The following is a 15,158-nucleotide window of genomic DNA, read 5'->3' as shown; positions in this document are numbered from 1 at the left end:
AAATTTAGTAATGGAGGAGTAGCCATGACAATTTACGAGAAATTTGGAATAGAACCGATTATCAATGTGGATGGGCCCCTCACAAGATACGGCGGCGCCATTATGGAGAAAGAAACTTTGGATGCCATGGATGAGGCAGCAAAGTATTCTGTTCCACTAGATCAGCTTCAGGCAGCCGCATCTAAGATCATCGCAGAAAAAACTCATGCTGAAGCGGGGCTTGTAACAGGTGGAGCCTGTGCAGCTCTTACTTTGGCTACAGCAGCATGTATTTGTGGCTACGATGTGGCTCGTATGGATCGGCTGCCCGATACAACCGACATGCCGAACGAAGTCATAATGCCTTGCCACCAGATTAGCGGATATACCCATGCTATACGGGCAGCTGGCGCCAAACTTATCGGCGTAGGAATCCCCCACGCGCCAGTTGCTCCCTTTTCTGTATATATCACCAATAAATGGCACATTGAATCTATGATCACAGAAAAAACAGCTGCCATTGCCTATGTTGTAAGAACAGGAAGCCATCCGTCCCTCGAAGAGGTTATCGAAGTTGGCAAAAAGTATAATATCCCTGTAATTGTAGATGCTGCTCCAGAAATTCCTCCAATAGAAAACCTTCATAAGTTTATAGACATGGGGGCCGATCTGGTATGCATCAGCGGCGGCAAGGGAATCCGCGGACCTCAGAACAGCGGCATCCTCTGCGGTCGCAAAGATCTCATAGCTTCTGCTGCTATCCAAATGTTGGAAGCCCCATCAGAAGCCTATGACGAATGGAACCCGCCAAGCTCTTTCATACCAAAAGATAAATTCCGGGGAACTCCAAGCCATGGAATAGGGCGCGCCATGAAAGTGAGCAAAGAAAATATTGTAGGTCTGTTGACAGCGTTGCAGAATCTAAACGTAGAAGCTTTTGTGGCTAAAGAGGCATCACTTATAGAGTTGTTGCAAGGAATAAAAGGAGAAATAGAGAAAATTCCTGGCATTAGCGCGACTTTTGTTGAATCCGAATACTGTCTATGCTCTTACCCCACCCTTGAAATTAATGTGGATGAAAAAATCACCGGCATAAGTGCGTATGAGATATGCGCAAAGATGCGTTTAAAGAATATCTATTTACGTGATCGCTACGTCAACCAGGGAATAGTCAGGATCTACTCTATAAATATGAACAAAGAAATAGCGGAGAAGATAGAAAAGGCCTTAATCGAAACAATAAATGGTGCCAGGTCTTGAAAATGTGCATAAGCGCATGTTTTCACAATTAATACCCCTAAAAAGAAAAGCTTCCTTCTCTGTATAGCGCAAAGAGCAGCAACTCCTCTCCGAAAGTGGGGCGGCTTAAAGCCGCCCCCTTTGTATTCTCTTGGTACAATTGCACATTTTCAAGACCTGGCACCGATTACTTTGACGACATGAAAATCGCAACGGGGTGGAGAGAAGGGATATTCTCGCATACGATTTTTATTACCACTGCAATGGGAACGGCCAAAACAGCACCACCGCCTCCCCACAGCCATCCCCAAAAGAGCAACGAAACAAGCACCACAATGGGGTTAATATCAAGGGTGTCTCCCATAACCTTTGGAGCCAGTAAATTGCCAATACCCACCTGAATAGACAATAATGCAAAAGCCGTTATGATGGCAGGTGTAAAATCAGGATAAAACTTTACTAATGCCACAAGAATGGGCGGAATGGATGCCAAAATCGATCCAATATAGGGAATAAAGTTAAGCAGAAAGGCTAAAACCCCCCAGTTTACAGAGAAATCCACGCCTATGAGCTTCAGTGCCATCCATACGGCTATCCCCGTCATTGCGCTGATTACGACTGCAGTGGTCAAATATCTCCCGATTTGTTTTGATATGGAGTCGATAATTTGCTGCACACGCACAGAGGTCTTAGGTGAAAAGGCCCTATTTAATTTGTCCGATGAGGTGGGGGACCCTAATAAGATAAAAACAAGAAAAACGATCATGAGAAACAGGTTGCTAACGAGCGATATGGCTGTTCCAGGCAAAGTAATCAGCCAAGCGGTAAGCCGTTTCCCCCAATCAAACTCAAGTAAAAGCTCGGTAGGAATGTCATTTGTTTTTCCGAATTCTTGCACGAGCAGCAATAGCTTATCGTAATACGAAGGGAAAGCGTTTGCAAAAGGAACTAAGCGCCTGTACAGAAAGCTCAATGCCAATAGGCAAAGCCCAAGAAAAACCGCTATAAGAGCGGTGATAGAAAGAACAGGCGGAATTTTTTTGCGCTCAAGGGTGCGGATCATTGGCTTGAAAATGTAAGAAATAAGCCAGGCTACTACAAGCGGCATCACGACTCCTCTGGCAAAATGCAATACCATCCCCGCAGCAACAATGCTCAGGAAGCCCAAAAAGAAAACTTGGCTTCGCAATCCATATCGACCGACGACTTGTACTTTTTCTTTGGAGTCGTATTTATTATCAGTGGAAAAGGTCATTTTGTGCCCCCCTGAACAGTATTTCAACTTATTAAGTCTACCTATTTTACCCTATGGTGCCAGGTCTTGAAAATGTGCATTGGTGCATGATTTCACTATCTAGGCACAAAGCAACAAATCAAAACGGGGCCGCTCAATTCAATCGAGCAGCCCCTGTCTTATCTCTCATCATTCCCGTTACTGCATACTTCTGACACAATTGCACATTTTCAAGACCTGGCACCACTTCCGTCGCGGATCCCCTCGGCAGAAGTGAGAACGTGTGCCCGCATCAATTCAACAGCTCTTTCTTCATCACGGTTTCTCAATGCCTTAACGATTTCCCTGTGTTCATCGAGGCTTGGATTTCCTCCAAAATCAAAAAACGACTCAAAAAGAACCAGATATACAAAAGAGCGAGAGAGCACGCTTACTATAAATTCGTATAAAACCACGTTTCCGCTGGCCTCTGCGATGATTTTGTGAAAAGCATTATTGATTTCCAGATACTTATCGAGGTCTTTTGCGGCAAAGATGCTTTCTTCTTTCTGAATTTCTTCTTCTAACATGCAGAGCTGAAGTGGAGTAATTCGGTGCACAGCTTTTTTAATGGCAAGGCACTCCAGATAGGCCCTCATTTCGAAGGTGTTCTCTATTTCTTCTTTCGAAGGGTTTACCAGGCTTGCTCCCTCGTTAGGGAAAATGTTAATTAGCCCCTCATTCGCCAATTGCCTAAAGGCTTCCCGCACAGGGGTCCGGCTTACATTTAACTGCTCAGCAATAGCGATTTCCGGAAGGCGCTGTCCAGGTTTAAATTCTTTATTCATAATCTTATGGCGCAGTTCCTTATACGCATAATCTACAGATGATTGAACTTGCGAACGGTGTCTCAACAAGAACTCCCCCCAACATGGGTTTTTATTAATACAGGCGGCCCATTGAGAGCCCCTATACAATCAGCTTTTCGAACAAAACAAAAACCATCTTTGTTTTTTATAATATTGTACCAATTCTTTTCAAAAAAAGTATAGTTTGGCAATTATGTTGAGCGTTGTGTTTCTTTACAAGCCTCAATTTTTAGTTTTACTCAAGTTGCTGTATCCATTGAATACTAAAAGATGCCAGCAGCCTTGTCAAGAATTATTCATTTTAAAAACGTTAGTAAAGCAAAAAGTAAAACTATCTTTTAAAGTTAGATAAGTGAATTGTCAAAGAATATCTTCACATCACCAGATGTATTTGTTTAAACAGTTTTAAGATACATCTCATTTAAATTGCCACACTTGCCAATTTCAAAACTTGACAAAAGGTAAAAATACGCTATAAATAACTTATGAATACCTTGTATCCCAAGAATACAAAATGATTCTAACACGTATATTTCAAATGATCTCCCGCTTCTTTGCATCTGTACAAGACATGCTTCTTTTGACAGAATAGCGTTTATCTCCAAAAGGTGCTTAATTTGAATCAATTAATATTTTAATTGGAGTTTTAGAAACCCTGCGTGGAAAACGCGGAAACCATGAAGTATATCAAAACTTCGGCATTAATTGACTCTTGCTTTCAGCATAAATTTAGGGGGGCTATGTGTATGAACGTGATTAAAAACGTGGATATAGCTGTCAACGCAAATGTCTATAACGATGGAAAAGTTACGAGCAGAACTTTCTGGACAAAAGAAGGAATGAAAAAGACGATAGGAATTCTGTTGCCAGGTCGTTATTCTTTTTCTACAGATGGGGAAGAAAAAGTAGAGATAACCTCGGGCTTCATTGAGGTTAAGATCCATCCTTCCTGCAGCTGGGTACGGTATGGAGAAGGGGAATTTTACGTGCTCCCTGCATCAACCTCATTTGAGCTGCAATGCAAAGAAATTGTAGAGTATGTTTGCAGTTATTCCAACAATTAATAGGGAGGGGAAAAAATGAAAGTTTCGTCGAAGATAGGAATTTTTGCTTTATGTGTCGCGTTGTTCTTGGCATGTGGTTTTATGAACCCAGAAACATCTGAAGCAGCTGACACTGTTTACAAGTGGAGAGCGGTAACCCATTCTCTCTCGGGAACGGAAGACTACAAGATCATTCAAGAATTTTGTGAAATGGTTAATAAGGCTTCAAACGGCAGACTTGTAATAGAACCTTTTGGTGCTGGTGTTTTGTTTCCAGTTTTCGATTCTTTTGATGCTATTAAAAACGGCATTGTAGAACTCTCTATGTGTTCAACAGGCTACTGGACTGGTAAAGATCCTATGTTTGCAGCCTTTGCCACCCGTCCGGGATGTCCTATTCGCAGCTACCATGAAGTTATGTATCTTGATAGGGCTGCTTATCCAGTTATGAAAGAACTTTATGCAAAACACGGCCTTACGCTCCTCGGAACTTTTGACGCCTGCACACCAGAACCCTTAATGCTCGCTAAGAAACCCATTCAGTCCATTCAGGATTTTAAGGGAATGAATATCCGTACAAGCGGAATGGGCACACAGTTTTACCAGGCTTTAGGAGCCTCTGCCGTATCATTGTCTGGTCCTGAAATCTATACTGCACTTCAGCTTGGCACCATCGATGCAGCGGAGTGGACAAACTGGCAGGAAAATATGGAAATGGGATTCCATGAAGTAGTAAAGTATGCTCTTGATCCGGCAGTTCATATTGGAGCAACTTCAAGCAAATTCCTCACAGTGAATCCTAAGAAATGGGAAGCTCTTCCAGAAGATCTAAAGACCATAGTGCTTCTAGCAATGGATCATGCCAGATATCAGTCTGCCCTGAAAATGCATTCTAGTGATGAGTTTTACAAGAGAAAGTGGATAGAAAGCGGTGTGGAAGTCGTAAGTCTCCCTGCAGAAGATTTTAAGGAAATGCAGAAAGTCGGAATGAAAGTTTATAAAGAATATGTTGAAAAGGCTCCCAATGGTCAGGCGTATTTAGAGATATATGCCCGTGTACTCCATGAGCTTGGTTACGAGGAAGAAGCAAGATTTTATGGATATGGGCAGTAGCAATTAGTAATCTTTGTTCTTGACAGAGTGAAGGTGGGGTTCTTAATGATCAACCTTCACTCTGCCTTTCAATGCAATTGCTCGAAAGGAGAATCTCCGTTGATGGAAAAGATCAATAAATTATTAGCCTACCTGACACTTCCTTTGGCCGTAGTTATAGTTTACAGCGCTTTCATGAGATATGTCTTTCACAACATGCCTGACTGGAGTTTCGAAATATCTCTTTTTATGTTTGGTATTCAGGCCATAATGGGAGGAGCGTATTGCCACGCAAGAAAAAAGCACGTAAGTGTAGATATTTTAGAAAAATATCTTTCTCCTAAAGGTAAAATTCGTCTTGAGATTGTTTCAGAGTGTGTCATCCTATTCGTTTGTATTATTCTCATTTACATCAGCGTTCCATGGGCATGGCAATCCTTTATGATAGGTGAAAAATCCATGCATCAAACAGCATTCAATCCTTCAATCTGGTGGTTTAAAACAGTTGTTCCTGTAGGAACGCTACTGCTTATGGTGCAATCTTTTCGCAATCTCAGCATAAAAATCCGGGAGTGCCGGGGAAAGTAAAAAGAAGGAGAAAACATGACCATTTCATATGTACCTCTTGCGATGTTTGGTGTTCTTTTTGCGGTTTTAGCCTTAGGGATTCCCATTGCTTTTTCTCTCTGTTTTATCAGTATTATTTTTGCGTGGAGTCTCTGGGGCTTTGGCGGCGTATCTCTTCTAACAACGGCTGTATGGGGGACAATGAACAACTTCGCTCTTATAGCTGTTGTTCTATTTGTTTACATGGCCCTTATTTTGCAAAAAACGCGAGTTGTTGAAGATATCTATGATGCCTGTTATAAGTGGTTTGGAGGCGTTCGAGGTGGATTGGCTGTTACGACTATAGTGGTAGGAGCCATCTTGGGGGCAGTTTCCGGTGTTGTTGCCGCAGGTGTAATCGGACTGGGACTCATCGGTTTGCCTCAAATGTTGAAATATGGCTACAATAAAAAAGTCAGTTTGGGGTCGGTTCTTGCGGGAGGAACCCTTGGACAGCTTATTCCGCCAAGCACTACTATGGTGGTTTATGGGGCTATAACGGGAGTATCAGTCGGTGGTCTTTTTGCTGGAGGAATAACATGCGGTCTCTTTCTTGCTTTTCTTTACTGTGTCTATATCCTTACCAGATCATTTCTTGACAAGGGCTTTTGTCCAGCTCTTCCAGAAGAAGATCGCGCAACTTTTATAGAAAAAATAAAAAGTTCTAAAGGAATTATCCTTCCTACTATTTTAATTTTCCTTGTCTTGGGTTCCATCCTTTCAGGAGCGGCGACTCCTACAGAAGCTGCGGGAGTTGGCGTAGCAGGGGCATTGATGCTTGGTGTGATGAGCCGCCGTCTTACATGGAAGATGGTAGCGGAGTCAGCATGGGAAACTCTTGAAATAACCGCTATGGTGGGATGGATTGTTGCTGGAGCTCTTGCCTTTGGTTCTGTCTTTTCCGGAACAGGTGGAAACCAGCTTGTCATGACTATTGCGACCTCCCTTCCTGGTGGGCGATGGGGAGTTTTCATTGCTGCGAATATTTTTGTATTCTTTCTTGGAATGTTCTTGGAACCCACAGCCATGATTATGCTTGCAGCTCCAATCCTTTCTCCATTGATGACAAAAATGGGCTTCGATCCTCTATGGTGGGGACTCGTATTTATGATGTTGCTTCAAATGGCTTATATCTCACCTCCCTTTGGCTTCAGCCTATTTTATCTTAAGGGAGCTACTCCTAAGGATATTGATATTTCAGATATTTATGCAGCTAGCGTGCCGTTCATGGGCCTACAAATTCTGGCCGTCATTTTATTGGCCTTTTTCCCGGAAATAGCTGTGGGTTTATCGAAGTTGCTCATTTAATTTGACAAGAAAATCAATATGTAAATAAGGGGTGCTTAAACCATGGAATATTTGTTAATAGAGGGCGGCAAAGTTTGGACTGGCGCAGGTACTGTAGAAGAAGCGCTTCTTCTTGGGGGAGACAAGGTAATTGCTGTGGGCAGCAAAAGCAGCGTGCAATCTCATCCGAAAGCGGCAAAGGCTAAAAAAATTGCACTCAAGGGAGAAACAGTCATTCCAGGCATGACAGACAGCCATCTCCACTTGACGGCTGTTGCCAAATATAAAGTAGCTATAGATTTGAGCGATGTTAAAAGTAAAGAAGAATTCTTGCAGAGAATAAAAAAAGGCGCTGAGAATTCTACTTCGGACAGTTGGGTGTATGCGTCCAGATTAAATGAGGCACATTGGGATAGACCTGCTCTTCCCACCCGGGAAGATCTTGATTCCCTGAACTTGCCTAATCCTATCGTGGTAACCCGTATCTGTTCCCATACCAATGTGGTTAATACGAATGCGCTGGAGAAATGCGGCATTCCCTTAGATGCAGACATAGAGGGAGCCGTAAAAGGACTTGACGGCAAACTCAACGGCATACTTCATGAGCAAGCGGGATTTAATGTAGTGGAAAAAATGAAGAAAAGTCTCTACACTCAAGAGCGAGTTACCGAGCTTGTTGCAGAAAAGTGCCATGAAATTGCTGCCTATGGCTTAACAGCGATCCATCCTTGCGGCGCTTTTTCCTATGGTCTTGAAGAGAGTCTCGAGGTATACCAGTCTCTCAGAGCTGCCAATCGTCTTTCACTAAGAGTATTTGCCTATTTCGATTTTATGCCCAATCTGCCAATTTCAAGTGGTTTAGGTGATGACTGGGTTAAATATCAGGGATGGAAAACATTTCTGGATGGATCACTCGGAGCCGCTACCGCAGCCTTCACAGAACCATACTCTGACAATCCGGAAAGTTGCGGTCTTTTAAACCATTCCCTTGACGAAGTTAAGGCCTGGCTTGAAGAATGTCAGTCCAGAGGTATTCAGGCGCAGATTCATGTTATAGGAGACAGGGCTCTGGATCAGGCACTTGACGCTATAGAATACGTTGTGTCAAAACGGGGAACAACCTCCCATTCTTTGCCGGTTCGTTTGGCTCATACACAGCTGTGCAGGCCGGATCAAATTAAACGAATGGCATCTCTCAGAGTTGTCTGTGATATTCAACCCATGTTTTTACCTAGTGATATGCATATGGCCCCTTCTCGACTGGGAGAAAAACGTCTTGAAATGGCTTATCCATGGCGTTCTCTTTATGACGGCGGTTTGCTTTTGACAGGTTCGAGCGATACTCCGGCAGAATCCATCAACCCGTGGACAGGTGTGTGGGCTGCTGTAAATCGCACTGGCGCCGACGGTAAGCCTGAAGAAGGATGGACGCCTAAAGAAAAACTTACATTGGAACAAGCCCTAAAAATTTACACTGTCAATCCTTACAAAGCTATGGGGTATGAAAACATTGGAACTTTGGAAGTTGGCAAGAAAGCAGACGTTGTCGTTCTAAACAATGACATTTGGGGGATGCCCACCCAGAAATTAAAAGATGTTACCCCTCAATATGTATTTGTTGATGGGCTTCAAAGTGTTGGCGATTTGACAGACTGGCCTACTATCAGCAAGTAAAATACGCAGAGCAATCTCAAATTCGTTTCTTATCAGTATTTTGTACTATTAGTTTATCGTCAAAATATGTATTCTTTGAACACCATGAATTCAAGAAAGAGGAGGAAGCTCATGGCCAAGAATAAGGTTGTATATCCTTATATTCCTAACTCTGTTCCTCATATTCAAGAAGAAATGTTAAAAGAAATAGGAGCAGAAAGCATTGATGAATTTTTTGAATGTATTCCTGAAGAGCTTAAACTTAAAGGTCCTCTTGACCTTCCTGCCCCTCTTCTCTCCGAGGCAGGGCTGAAGCGTCATATCGAACGGATTCTTTCTAAAAACGCAACAATATCTGAAAATATCAGTTTTCTTGGCGGAGGTTGCTGGAACCACTACGTTCCAGCCGTGTGTGACGAAGTTAACCAACGTTCTGAGTTTCTCACCGCCTACGCCGGGGAGCCCTACGAAGATCATGGTAGATTTCAGGCACTTTTCGAATATGAAAGTATGATGGCCGAGCTTATAGACATGGATGTAGTAAACGTCCCCACATATGACGGGGCTCAGGCATCCGCTACATCTATTCGAATGGCCGCTCGTATTACAGGCCGACAGGAGGTTCTTGTGGCAGAAAATATTCATCCTGAAACCATGTCGGTCATAAAAAACTACTGCAACCCTGATCTCACTATTGCCTATGTTCCATGCGACCCCAAAACAGGCTGCCTTGATCTTCAGAAACTCCAGAGTCTTGTTTCGTCAAAAACAGCAGTTCTTTACTTCGAAAACCCATCTTTTATCGGCACCATAGATCCCAACGGCGAAAAAATGGCAGAAATTCTTCATAACGCCGGTGCCCTCATGGTCACAGGGGTTGATTCTTCCTCCATGGGATTGCTCACCCCACCTTCCCGTTACGGCGCTGATATCGTGTGCGGCGACATACAGCCTCTCGGCATGCACACCTATTACGGTGGGGCCAGAGGCGGTTTCATGGGGGTTCGAGATGATGAAACCTTTATCAAAGAATATCCATCCCGGCTTTTTGGCATTGCCCCCACCTCTCATGGAGAATGGGGGTTTGGAGACGTTGCCTGGGAACGTACCTCCTTTGCCGAACGGGAGAACGCAAAGGAATTTGTAGGAACCGCCGCTGCCCTTTGGGGCATCACCGCAGGAGTCTACCTAGCCCTTATGGGCCCTAAAGGCATGAAAGAGCTTGGGGAGAGCATTTATGTGCGCTGCCAATACCTCATGAAGAGGATGGAAGAGCTTCCGGGCGTCAAAATTCCTCTTGCATCAACAGCTCATTTCAAAGAGTTCCTTGTGAATTTTGACGGTACTGGAAAAACGGTGCAAAAAATCAACAAAGCTCTTCTGGACAAGAATATTTTTGGCGGCCTTGACGTTTCAAAAATATTCCCCGGCTACGGTGAGTGTGCCCTCTACTGCGTAACAGAGACTGTGACCCAGGAAGACATGGATACGCTCATCACAGCTCTGGCCGAAATTCTTGCATAAAAGAAAGGAAGGAACACTCATGGGAATGAATATGCAAACCAAACTGAGAGACTTCCATCAGGCTCGATGGGATGAGCCTATTATCTATGAACTCTCTACGCCAGGTGAGCGAGGAGTGCTTTTGCCTGAAATAGAGGAAGGCATTCAGAACAGCACAAAAGATGCTATGGCAAAACTTCCCTCCCACATGGTTCGTTCAGACTATGCAAATCTTCCTGAAATGGGGCAGATGAGAGTGTTGAAGCACTATCTGCGCCTATCCCAGGAAAACCTTGGCGCTGATCTTAATATCGACATTGGGCAAGGAACCTGCACCATGAAATATAATCCTAAAATAAATGAAGAATTGGCACGCAATCCCAAAATAAGCAAACTTCATCCCTATCAGGATGAATCTACAGTTCAGGGAGCTCTCGAAATTATCTATAACATGGATCATGCCTTGAGAGCCATTTCCGGCATGGATGCCTTCTCCCTGCAAACAGGCGGCGGCTCTCAGGCCCTTTATTCGATAATTTCTATTATCAGGGCCTGGGTTGAACATACCAAACAGACGGAAACCAAAGATGAAATCATCACAACCATCTATTCCCACCCGTCAAATGCAGCTGTGGCGAAACTCAAAGGCTTCAAGGTAATCACCATTTACCCCGGTGCAGATGGGCGGCCGGATTACGAAGCCCTTAAAAATGCCGTGTCGGAACGTACCGCGGCTCTCATGATTACAAACCCTGAAGACATTGGCATTTACAACTCTCGCATTAAGGAGTTCACAGACCTGGTGCACAGCGTTGGCGGACTCTGCAGTTACGACCAGGCCAACCTCAACGGCATTATGGGCATTACCAGGGCCCGGGAAGCCGGTTTTGACATTTGCTTCTTCAACCTTCACAAAACTTTCTCCGCTCCTCATGGATGCGGCGGTCCGGGAAGCGGAGCCGTTGGCGTTACCGATATGTTGAAGCCCTTCCTTCCTGTTCCCGTGGTAGAAAAGAATCTGGAGACAGGGGCTTTCTTCTTGAATAACGACCTTGCCCATACCATTGGAAAAAACAAAAACTTCTACGGAACCATCTCGGCCATTCTTAAGGCTTACGCATGGGTTAGAGCCTTGGGGGCCGATGGAATTAAAGAGGCTGCCAGAGTAGCGGTTTTAAACAACAACTATATGTTTAGAAAGATTCTGGCCATTCGGGGAGCGTCAGCACCCTATGCAGAAGGGGAGCATCGTATTGAACAGGTTCGTTACAGCTGGCAGAAACTAAAAGAAGAAACAGGCATCACTACAAACGACGTTCAGAACAGGATGTTCGATTTTGGCGTTCATTACTGGACCAGCCATGAGCCATGGATTGTACCGGAACCATTCACTATCGAACCTACGGAATCTTATTCCAAGCAAGAACTCGACGAGTTCCTTGCCATTACAGAACAGATTGTGAAGGAAGCTTACGAAAACCCGGAGATTGTGAAGACAGCACCTCACAACAGCACGATCCACCATGTACATCATGAGTATTTTGACGATCCGGAAAAATGGGCCATCACATGGCGGGTCTACAATAAAAAATATCAGGGATACTTTGAGAAAAAAGAAACAGAGGAATAAATCAAAATGAAGAAGCTGGGGCTGATCATAAATCCAATAGCGGGCATGGGTGGCAAGGTTGGGCTCAAGGGAACCGATGGCCTCAGCATATTATCGCGCGCTCTGGAAATGGGAGCCGCCCCCCATTCTCCAGGTCGTGCCGCTGCGGCTTTAAAACAGCTTCTAAGTATAAAAGAGCAGATACAAATTATAACCTTTCCCGGCGATATGGGTGAAACCGTGGCAAAGCAATGGGGTTTTTCAACCCAGACCCTCCTGAAAGGGATAGTTTCTGAAAAAAACACCACACGAGATGATACCCTCAGGGCCGCAAAAGAACTGCTCGATCAAAAGGTAGATCTTCTGCTTTTTGCAGGAGGGGACGGCACAGCCCGTGACATCTACGAAAGTGTAAAAACAAATCTCACAGTATTAGGAATCCCCTCGGGAGTAAAAATACACTCTGCCGTTTTTGGCTGCTCCCCCCAACAGGCGGGAGAGCTGGCACTCTTGTACTTAAATGGTAGCGAAACACGGGAAAAAAGTGCGGAGGTCATGGATATTGATGAAGACCTTTTCAGAAAGGGCATTGTTACGGCCAAACTCTATGGATACCTCAAAATTCCCTTTGAAAAGAGGAGGGTACAGCGCCTTAAAGCCGGGAGCTCGATATCAGAAGAGGCGCTTCACCAGGCTATAGCGGCCCATGTTGTTACCAACGAAATGAATTCCGACACGCTTTATGTCATAGGGCCCGGAACAACAACACGATCTGTAATGACCGTCCTTCAACTTGACTACTCCCTTTTGGGCGTCGATTGTATTGTTAACAAACGGCTTGTTGAGAAAGACCTTTCGGAAGAGGCGCTCTTAAAACTCTGTGCTCAATACGAAAAGCGAAAGCTCATAATTACTCCTATCGGGGGACAAGGTTTTCTTCTAGGGCGAGGAAATCAGCAGATAAGTTCAAAAGTTCTTCGTTTTTTCTCCCGTAACGATATTCTTGTTCTCTGCACGCCGGCAAAGCTTCATGCTTTAGAAGGTTCTCCGCTGCTCATAGATACCGGCGACAGTTCTATTGACCAAAAGTTTTCTGGTTACATGCGCCTCATTACGGGGTACAACGAATACGTAATGTATAACGTAGTGGTGCCAGGTCTTGAAAATGTGCATTAGCGTATAGTTTCACGAGTAAGACACAGGTAATAGCAGGGGCTGCTCAGTTGATCTGAGCGGCCCCTGTCTTTTATCTCAACATTCCCATTACAGCATGCTTCTGACACAATTGCACATTTTCAAGACCTGGCACCATTCCCTTCTCTTTGGTATTATTATCCATTGTATGTTTAAAAAATTCACGCTACAAATACTTATCATATAGAGTTTTGGTAAGATGCTCACGATGGTGATAGGAGGAAAAATAATGGAACAACTTCTTGTCTATGGAGGAAAAGTTTGGACAGGCGATTCGGATAAGCCCTTTGCAGAGGCGTTACTTGTGGAGGGAAACCGTTTTATCGCTGTCGGTACCCTAGAGGAAGTTAGAAACGCCGCAAAAAAGGCAGAAAATAAAAAAACCACTGAGTTACATCTCAACGGCAATCTTGTTATGCCAGGTATATCAGATGCTCACTTTCATTTCACAGCTTTCGCCAAACAGAATCTATATCTTGATCTTCAGGATATCCGCTCCCTCGACGAGCTTTTAGAAACTATTAAAAACTATGCCCGCCAGGTTCCTGCAGGTTCATGGATACGGGGCGTTCGATACAACGAAATGAACTGGGAAAAACCCGAAAAACTCTCCCGTTCCGTGCTTGATTCTTTAAATCTGCCTCATCCCGTTATTCTAAGCCGATATTGCGGCCACGCCCACGTAGCCAATACTTGGGCCCTTGAAAAGGGAGGGCTTCTGCAATCTCCCAACCTTTCCTCTGATGAAGTGGAGCGGGATAGTTCTGGCCAACTCACAGGCAATATTTTTGAACGGGCGGCAATGCCCCTTCTAAGACGTGTAGAAGAAGAGTATGAGACTCCCGAAAAGATGCAAAAAGGCGTTGCCGAGGCCGGATTCATCGTGGCAAAAACAGGAACCACATCTGTTCATGCCAGCGATGCCCGGTCATACGGCTTGGGAGAAGATATTTTTGCCTTTCAGGGTCTCGCAGAGGAAGGCGCATTGCCAATTCGGGTGAACACATACCATGACGCCCTTCCAAACTTTACATTCCGCACTGGATTTGGCGATACCTGGGTTCGCTACGGCGGGTTAAAGGTTTTTCTCGATGGATCCTTAGGCGGGCACACTGCAGCCCTTCTTTCTCCCTATTCAGACAAAGCAGATGAAAAAGGAATCCTCCTTTACTCTGATGACGAACTTTACAACCTTCTGTATGACGCCGCCAGCCGTTCAATCCAGGTTCAGATCCACATGATCGGCGATGCTGCCATAGAGCAGGGCATCCGGGTTGTAAAACGGCTTCTTTCGAACATAGAAAAACCGGCCCTGCCCTTCAGGTTCAACCATCTTATAGTCTGCCATCCTGAACAAATAGAAGAGCTCAAAACCCTTCCCATTGTGGCAGACATTCAGCCAACCCAGTCTTACACAGACAGGGTGATGGCCCCGTCACGCCTTGGTTCTGACCGGTTGCCTTATTTGTATAATTTTAGAACCCTCTACGAAACAGGCCTGTTGCTCACTGGGTCAAGTGATTGCCCCATGGAGCTTCCAAACTCATGGTTAGGCATATGGGCGGCCGTAGCACGCAGCGAAATGGACGGCACTCCTTTGAGCTACCTCAATCCAGATGAAACGCTCACTCTCGAACAGGCCCTTCGCATCTACACCGTCAATCCCCCAGAAGCGGCGGGGATGGGCCATATCCTGGGAAAAATCAAAGAGGGCTATCTTGCCGATTTCACTATCATAGACGGGGATCCCTTTACCATGCCCGTACAGCAATTAAAAGACACAGAATCTCTTTACACCTTCGTTGACGGCAAGCTCAGCTACGGGAATATAGAGAACTGGCCTCACATAAAAGATATCCGCTAAGGCAGGA

The 15,158-nt window shown here is 44.7% G+C and carries 12 protein-coding genes; 10 read left to right on the top strand and 2 right to left on the bottom strand.

The window, feature by feature from the left end:
• Positions 1–24: 24 nt before the first annotated feature.
• Positions 25–1,239 (top strand): aminotransferase class V-fold PLP-dependent enzyme, encoded by a 1,215-nt coding sequence (locus AMICO_RS08980; RefSeq protein ID WP_013049140.1) that lies wholly within the window; start codon positions 25–27, stop codon positions 1,237–1,239.
• A gap of 166 nt (positions 1,240–1,405) precedes the next feature.
• On the opposite strand, the gene AMICO_RS08975 is transcribed toward AMICO_RS08980, so the two are convergent.
• Positions 1,406–2,473, bottom strand: a complete 1,068-nt coding sequence (locus tag AMICO_RS08975) for an AI-2E family transporter (protein WP_013049139.1) — start codon at positions 2,471–2,473, stop codon at positions 1,406–1,408.
• Between the two features lie 209 nt (positions 2,474–2,682).
• Entirely contained in the window at positions 2,683–3,345 is a 663-nt protein-coding gene (locus AMICO_RS08970; RefSeq protein ID WP_013049138.1) for a GntR family transcriptional regulator, read from the bottom strand.
• A 701-nt stretch (positions 3,346–4,046) separates the two neighbouring features.
• Between AMICO_RS08970 and ppnP the strand changes: the two genes are divergently transcribed.
• The 9 genes from ppnP (at position 4,047) to AMICO_RS08925 (ending at position 15,151) form a co-directional block, all read left to right on the top strand.
• Positions 4,047–4,364, top strand: coding sequence for a pyrimidine/purine nucleoside phosphorylase (ppnP, locus tag AMICO_RS08965; protein ID WP_013049137.1), 318 nt, complete (start codon positions 4,047–4,049; stop codon positions 4,362–4,364).
• A 15-nt stretch (positions 4,365–4,379) separates the two neighbouring features.
• Entirely contained in the window at positions 4,380–5,456 is a 1,077-nt protein-coding gene (locus AMICO_RS08960; protein WP_013049136.1) for a TRAP transporter substrate-binding protein, read from the top strand.
• Between the two features lie 45 nt (positions 5,457–5,501).
• Positions 5,502–6,023, top strand: coding sequence for a TRAP transporter small permease subunit (locus AMICO_RS08955; RefSeq protein ID WP_083775814.1), 522 nt, complete (start codon positions 5,502–5,504; stop codon positions 6,021–6,023).
• A 15-nt stretch (positions 6,024–6,038) separates the two neighbouring features.
• Entirely contained in the window at positions 6,039–7,349 is a 1,311-nt protein-coding gene (locus tag AMICO_RS08950) for a TRAP transporter large permease (RefSeq protein WP_013049134.1), read from the top strand.
• A 42-nt stretch (positions 7,350–7,391) separates the two neighbouring features.
• The gene (locus AMICO_RS08945; RefSeq protein WP_013049133.1) at positions 7,392–9,002 is read left to right on the top strand and encodes an amidohydrolase; all 1,611 of its coding nucleotides are present in this window, start codon (positions 7,392–7,394) and stop codon (positions 9,000–9,002) included.
• Positions 9,003–9,113: 111 nt separating this feature from the next.
• A complete protein-coding gene (gene gcvPA / locus AMICO_RS08940) occupies positions 9,114–10,505 on the top strand; it encodes an aminomethyl-transferring glycine dehydrogenase subunit GcvPA (protein WP_013049132.1) in 1,392 nt (463 codons plus the stop codon).
• Between the two features lie 25 nt (positions 10,506–10,530).
• Positions 10,531–12,114 (top strand): aminomethyl-transferring glycine dehydrogenase subunit GcvPB, encoded by a 1,584-nt coding sequence (gcvPB, locus tag AMICO_RS08935; protein WP_013049131.1) that lies wholly within the window; start codon positions 10,531–10,533, stop codon positions 12,112–12,114.
• Positions 12,115–12,120: 6 nt separating this feature from the next.
• A complete protein-coding gene (locus AMICO_RS08930) occupies positions 12,121–13,269 on the top strand; it encodes an ATP-NAD kinase family protein (RefSeq protein ID WP_013049130.1) in 1,149 nt (382 codons plus the stop codon).
• 247 nt (positions 13,270–13,516) lie between these two features.
• Positions 13,517–15,151, top strand: coding sequence for an amidohydrolase (locus AMICO_RS08925; protein WP_013049129.1), 1,635 nt, complete (start codon positions 13,517–13,519; stop codon positions 15,149–15,151).
• Positions 15,152–15,158 lie beyond the last annotated feature (7 nt).

Origin of the sequence: Aminobacterium colombiense DSM 12261 (assembly GCF_000025885.1) — a bacterium.
Lineage (GTDB): Bacteria > Synergistota > Synergistia > Synergistales > Aminobacteriaceae > Aminobacterium > Aminobacterium colombiense.
This window is presented reverse-complemented; position numbering and strand designations above follow the sequence as displayed.